The sequence below is a fragment of the Luteimonas sp. MC1782 genome (assembly GCF_014164605.1).
Taxonomy (GTDB): domain Bacteria; phylum Pseudomonadota; class Gammaproteobacteria; order Xanthomonadales; family Xanthomonadaceae; genus Luteimonas.
In genome coordinates this window covers 1-5,507 of record NZ_JACJFT010000008.1, presented here as the reverse complement: position 1 = coordinate 5,507, position 5,507 = coordinate 1, and the positions used below count along the sequence as shown (strand labels likewise).

5 protein-coding genes are annotated in these 5,507 nt (G+C 59.3%); all 5 read right to left on the bottom strand.

Annotated elements, in window-relative coordinates:
- Positions 1–602: 602 nt before the first annotated feature.
- Entirely contained in the window at positions 603–1,010 is a 408-nt protein-coding gene (locus H5368_RS13360; protein WP_182825516.1) for a hypothetical protein, read from the bottom strand.
- 32 nt (positions 1,011–1,042) lie between these two features.
- Entirely contained in the window at positions 1,043–1,630 is a 588-nt protein-coding gene (locus tag H5368_RS13355; protein WP_182825514.1) for a hypothetical protein, read from the bottom strand.
- A gap of 604 nt (positions 1,631–2,234) precedes the next feature.
- The gene (locus tag H5368_RS13445) at positions 2,235–2,450 is read right to left on the bottom strand and encodes a hypothetical protein (protein WP_220486684.1); all 216 of its coding nucleotides are present in this window, start codon (positions 2,448–2,450) and stop codon (positions 2,235–2,237) included.
- A gap of 724 nt (positions 2,451–3,174) precedes the next feature.
- On the bottom strand, positions 3,175–3,492 hold the full coding sequence (locus H5368_RS13350; RefSeq protein WP_182825512.1) for a hypothetical protein: 318 nt from the start codon (positions 3,490–3,492) through the stop codon (positions 3,175–3,177).
- A gap of 503 nt (positions 3,493–3,995) precedes the next feature.
- Complete coding sequence (locus H5368_RS13345) at positions 3,996–4,202, bottom strand: hypothetical protein (protein ID WP_182825510.1); 207 nt, start codon at positions 4,200–4,202, stop codon at positions 3,996–3,998.
- Between the last annotated feature and the right edge of the window lie 1,305 nt (positions 4,203–5,507).

Here is a 5,507-nt window from a genome sequence, read left to right as displayed (position 1 = left end):
CCGAGAGTGATTCCGCCTAGTTCTAGCCGCTCATTCCCAGAAATGGACGTGGCATTCGAGCAGGCCATGGTTGATTGGACGCAGATCACCAAAAGTAACAGCAGTGCTTTCATAGGGGCCTAACGCCAGAGTTAAGCCGAGACGCGCAGTGGAGCGAAGCACATGGCAAGCTTTATCTGCCATGTGATTTGCGGAACGAAGCGGCTTCGGCTTGAACGACTTGTTAGGCGGCAGCTGGCCCGGATGGTGCACTCACCGACCCCGAGAACCTGCAGCCCAACCCCTGAGCCGAACACTACAACACCTTGAGCCAATCTGGCCGAGCCGCCCGGTCGTGTCGTAATGTGACCAGCGGCAGCCTTGCGAGCCGCTGCGACGAGCGGCTGTTGCCGAAGCTGAGGCTGATCGAGAGCGCCGAATGCTCATGGTCACGATGTCGGCGCGGAGCCTGCTGCCGGCATGGGCGGTGCTCAACGAAGCGACCCCGCGAGCTGGCCAGGACTGTCCGAAGAGCAACCCACGATGTGCGAGCGGGCTTGCCCAGTGACGCCTAACGCCTGAATTAAGCCGCGCCGCGAAGCGGCGTCGGCTTGAATGAATTGTTAGGCCGCACCTGCGCCCCGGATCTTGGCTAGCGCTGCTACCCCTAACGCCCAGAGCAAAGTAGAGCATGCGCCGGCGAAGATCGCCACGCTAAGCGCGAGCCATACGGCGCCACGCCCACCGCTGAAGTTGAGCTGCGCGTTGCCCGCAAGGGCGACTGATGCGGGAAGCCAGAGCACGGCCCCAACCAGCGAGATGAGGGAGGCGGCGCGTAGCGCAGAACCCCGCACGCTAAGTACAAGTGCTGAACCCGCCAGGGCACCGAGCCCTAAAGCGACCAAGACATTGCCGAGTGGAAGGCCACCAGGCAGAGATATCTCGAGGTAGGGCGCGCCACGGATGAGCGACAGCACGACCCAGGCGACGAACGCCACAAGCACCGAAACGATCACGCTCTTCTTGATCATGCTTGCGACGGCACCCGAGTGCGGCCTAACGCCTAAGTTAAGCCGCGCCGCAGCGGGGCGTGAAGCACATGGCAAGCTGTATCTGCCATGTGATTTGCGCCCCGATGCGGTGTCGGCTTGAACGCATTGTTAGGCCGCTCTTGCGCAGGGCTGCCTGACTTGACTGCTTTACACTCGTCGGGAAAGTTCTGGTGAAAATAGTTGGGAATCGCGTCGAAAGCGTCAGGCTTTTGTACAACGCCAATGACGAAAGGATACGAATCCGGACGTGGTCCTGGGCAGTGAGTATCAGCGACACCCACCAGGACCAAGACCGATAGGGAATCGCCATATCGCTCGACGCCGCCCAGTTGCACTCCAGTAACAGCGCTTCGTCCGCCGACAGCACTCACGACCAGCATTTGAGGGCCAAAGCGCACCTTGCTGAGAATCTCATCAAGCTCGCGAGGCTGCAGTGCTGTGCTCACCCATGAATCACGAAGCGATTGCTCGTCTTGGAAGTAGGTAGTGGTGGGGGAGTCGGGCCCGTTGTAGCCAGCAAAAACTTGCTGATACGGCTGCTCGGCACATGCCACGGAGGACAGAGTGAGCAGGAGAACTGTCAGTATGCGACGGATCATGTTGAGCGGCCTAACGCCAGAATTAAGCCGCGCCGCGAAGCGGTGTCGGCTTGAATGAATTGTTAGGGCCCGCACCGCGCCCGTTTAACTGTGCACTCATTGTCTGACCAGTCGCTTCGGCGCCAACAGAAGCTGTCCCTTGCCAAGAGAACTGCGTCCCAAGTAACGGAGAGATCCGTGTCGTCCTTCCGAGGCTCTCCTAGAAGAAATAGACGGACTCTCTGATTAGATGCCGAAAGCACTCGGTAGGTGAAACCGCGCTGGAGCTCTTCGTTGTCTGACGTACCACCCTCCGGGTAGCGTACATACATCTTGCGCATGGCAGGAGAGAAGCTGACGGACTGAGGGTTGACCGCACAATCATTGGAACCATCCTCACCCCACTGACCGACGAGTTGCCGAGCTGTGTTGCGCTCGTCTTTGGACAAAGTTGCGCAGCCGCCCGTGACTGAAACAATCAGAAGTACGGCTAGCAGATTGCTCGAAACCATCAGTGGGCCCTAACGCCTAAGTTAAGCCGCGCCGCGCAGTGGAGCCGACCACATGGCAAGCTTTCTCTGCCATGTGGTTGGCGTAACGAAGCGGTGTCGGCTTGAACGCAATGTTAGGCGGCACTGCCGCTCTCTGAATGGTACTTGCGCAGCTCATGGAATACGGCAAGCAAGACTTGCTCCGAACGATGCGCGCCGGCACCCGCTGCTGATGCAGCAGAGTCGAGAATCTTATGTGCCGTCTCCAGGTCATCATGAATCGATATAACGTGTTGCCGCAAAGCTTTGTCGTCAGTTGCAGCGTCAAGAAACGACTCAATCTTAGACATGAATCTTTAGCTCCCAGGTAGCGTGATATACGGAGTCACTTAAAGGTCGGCGAAGCCAAACCGAAGGCAATGAAGCCAATAACAATTCCTTCCCATCCTCCGATACTCAGGCCTAGCCAAATGCAGACCAGGGCCCATAGAACTTGCCAGATGTTGAACTCAGGCTCTTGAGATCGCCGCTTAGCCACAATGCCGCCTAACACTTAAGTTAAGCCGCGCCGCGCAGTGGAGCCGAGCACATGGCAAGCTTTCTTTGCCATGTGGTTGGCGTAACGAAGCGGCGTCGGCTTGAACGCATAGTTAGGCCGCACTCTGGAATCTTTCAGCCCCGAGCGCAAGCCAGACGGCTACGAACAGACAAGCGACTGTTGCTCCGCCAAGAAGCAGCAGAGCGAGACCCGGTAAGCGGTACGAAGTGTAGCCACCGAGCAGGAAAGCCAACGGCAGGAGAAGAAGCCTGTTTCCTGCCCAGCGATGGAGCGCCACAGGATCCGATACGCGAGTGTAATCAACGACATTGAGTGGCTTGGAGGTGCCAGCGAAGCGCACAGCCAGAGCCACTGCTAGCAGGATCGGCACGAGAGCGAACTGGACGATTACGAGGATGGCTGCCATGCGGCCTAACACCTAAGTTAAGCCGACCCGCGCAGTGGAGTGGACCAGGTGGCAAGCTTAATCTGCCGCCTGGGCCGCGTAACGAAGCGGGTTCGGCTTGAACGCATTGTTAGGCGGACACCCGCGATGCCCGCCACTCCTTGAAGAACTGCTCATTGTCAGCGATTAGTTCTGAAAGGTCTCCTTGAGCGTCCAGTTGTTGAAGTGCATCGCGTGCGATCCGCATAGCGTCGTCGCCCTCTTGAATCGTGATGCTGCTGTTCTTGAGAGTGGATCCAAGCGTGTCGATCGCGGACTGGATTGCTTCCTGCCGTTCAACCAGTCCTGCGTTCCGTTGCCTTGTGGTTCCGTTGGCCACAAGTCTTCGATAGGTCATGAGAGCCGCCAGGACTGCGGCGACAAGAGCTACGGGAACGAGAAATTCCATGATGGCCGCCTAACACCTAAGTTAAGCCGACCCGCGCAGTGGAGTGGACCAGGTGGCAAGCTTTACCTGCCGCCTGGGCCGCGTAACGAAGCGGGTTCGGCTTGAACGCATTGTTAGGCGGCAGCTGGCCCGGATGGTGCACTCCCCAACCCGGACACCCGCAGCCCAACCCCTGAGCCGAACACTACAACACCTTGTGCCGATCTGGCCGCGACGTCTGGTCGCCCCGTAAAGCTGCGCGTGGCGGGCGTGCGTGCCGCTGAATCGGCCGACCGCTGCCGAAGTTGGGGCTGCGCGGCAGCGCCGGATGCCTACGGTCACGGTGTTGGTGCGGAGCCCGCTGCGCCCTGAGGCGATGCCCAGCGAAGCGACCCTTCGGGCTGGTGCGGACTATACGAAGAGCAACCCGCGACACACGACGGCGCACGCCCAGTGACGCCTAACGCCTGAATTAAGCCGCGCCGCGAAGCGGCGTCGGCTTGAATGAATTGTTAGGCGGCTGCTCAGTTGTCATAGCCGGTGATCTCTGCGTGGATGATGCAGTCGCCGCGTGCAACCAAGTAGCCGCTGAACCCCCAGAACTTGCCTGAGTCTGGGGCCGTGCTGTACTGAAACAAATAGAGTTTGGCGCTATCCACGATGCCGGAGCGAACAGAATCAGGAATGTCTGCTCCAATCTCTGCCAACGCGAGTCGATCTGAGACTGCCATGCGTGTACGAAGCTGGGTGAGAGTGCCTCCAAGGCACTCATCAGTGGGAAGCGACCGAACGGTGAAATCTCCACCCCAAGTGCTTGGAGGTGACAGCAACTGGCTGTCGCCGCACGCGATGGCAGCAAGTGAGGTCAAAGCGACTAATAGAGATCGCGGGGACATTGGGTGCCGCCTAACACCAGAATTAAGCCGCGCCGCGAAGCGGTGTCGGCTTGAATGAATTGTTAGGCCGCTGCCCGGTTACGGCCACACGAGCCCATCTGTTGATAACGTCTGGACATAGATCCCAAGACCATGGTCGCAAATTCCCGCGGCCAAGCGACGGTCACCCTCGGCGTACCAAGACAACGCACCCTCTGTGGATGGCTGCAGAAACGCCCTGCCAGTGACGGTTACGGTCTTGCCACGCCACAACGCAGCATTTGCGTAGAAATCGGCAGGCAGCGCGAGTTTTACGCAGCTACCCTCCGTTTCCACAACCGAAGCCCAGGCCGGCTCACCTTGGAACAGCTGCACATGGCCCGTCACCGTGCAGCTCTCTCCGACCTTGCAATGATCCACAGAGGTTTCATCCGCAACGGGTGCTGAACTGCACGCTGCGGGGAGAGCAATCAGAACTATCAGTGGCCAGCGGATCATGTGAGCGGCCTAACACTAGAGTTAAGCCGAGCAGCGTAGTGAAGCGAAACACATGGCAAGCTTTACCTGCCATGTGTTTTGCGTAACGAAGCGGATTCGGCTTGAACGACTTGTTAGGCCGCCGCTGCCCGGCACTTATGCCCAACCCGCGACGGCCCAACCCCTGAGCCGAACAGTACAACAAGTCTTGCTGGAGAGCTTGTTGACCTGGCACGTGGCGCGAGCGGAGCCTAGAAGATCAAGTCGCGCGGCCAAGAACTCTCACCGCGCACTGCCCGAAGCCGAGCCGGCCGGTCGAATCTTGCGAAGAGTCGCGCCTGTCCGAAGCCGAGGTACTGCAGGTCTGACTGCCGATGCCGGCACCGCGCGTGCGAGGTGCAAACACTGCGGATAAGCGAGGCGCTGCAGGTTGCCTGGAACCCGGCAACAACAGTGCGGGGAAACAAGGCCTAACGCCTAAGTTAAGCCGCGCCGCAGCGGGGCGTGAAGCACATGGCAAGCTACACCTGCCATGTGGTTTGCGACCCGATGCGGCGGGGACTTCCTTCGATAAAGTGGACACCCGTTGGTTAGGCGCATCTGCGCTCGTAGTCGGCGGGTGCGGTGTAACCCAGCGCCGAGTGTAGGCGCTGGTGGTTGTAGAAGTCGACGTAGCCGCGGATG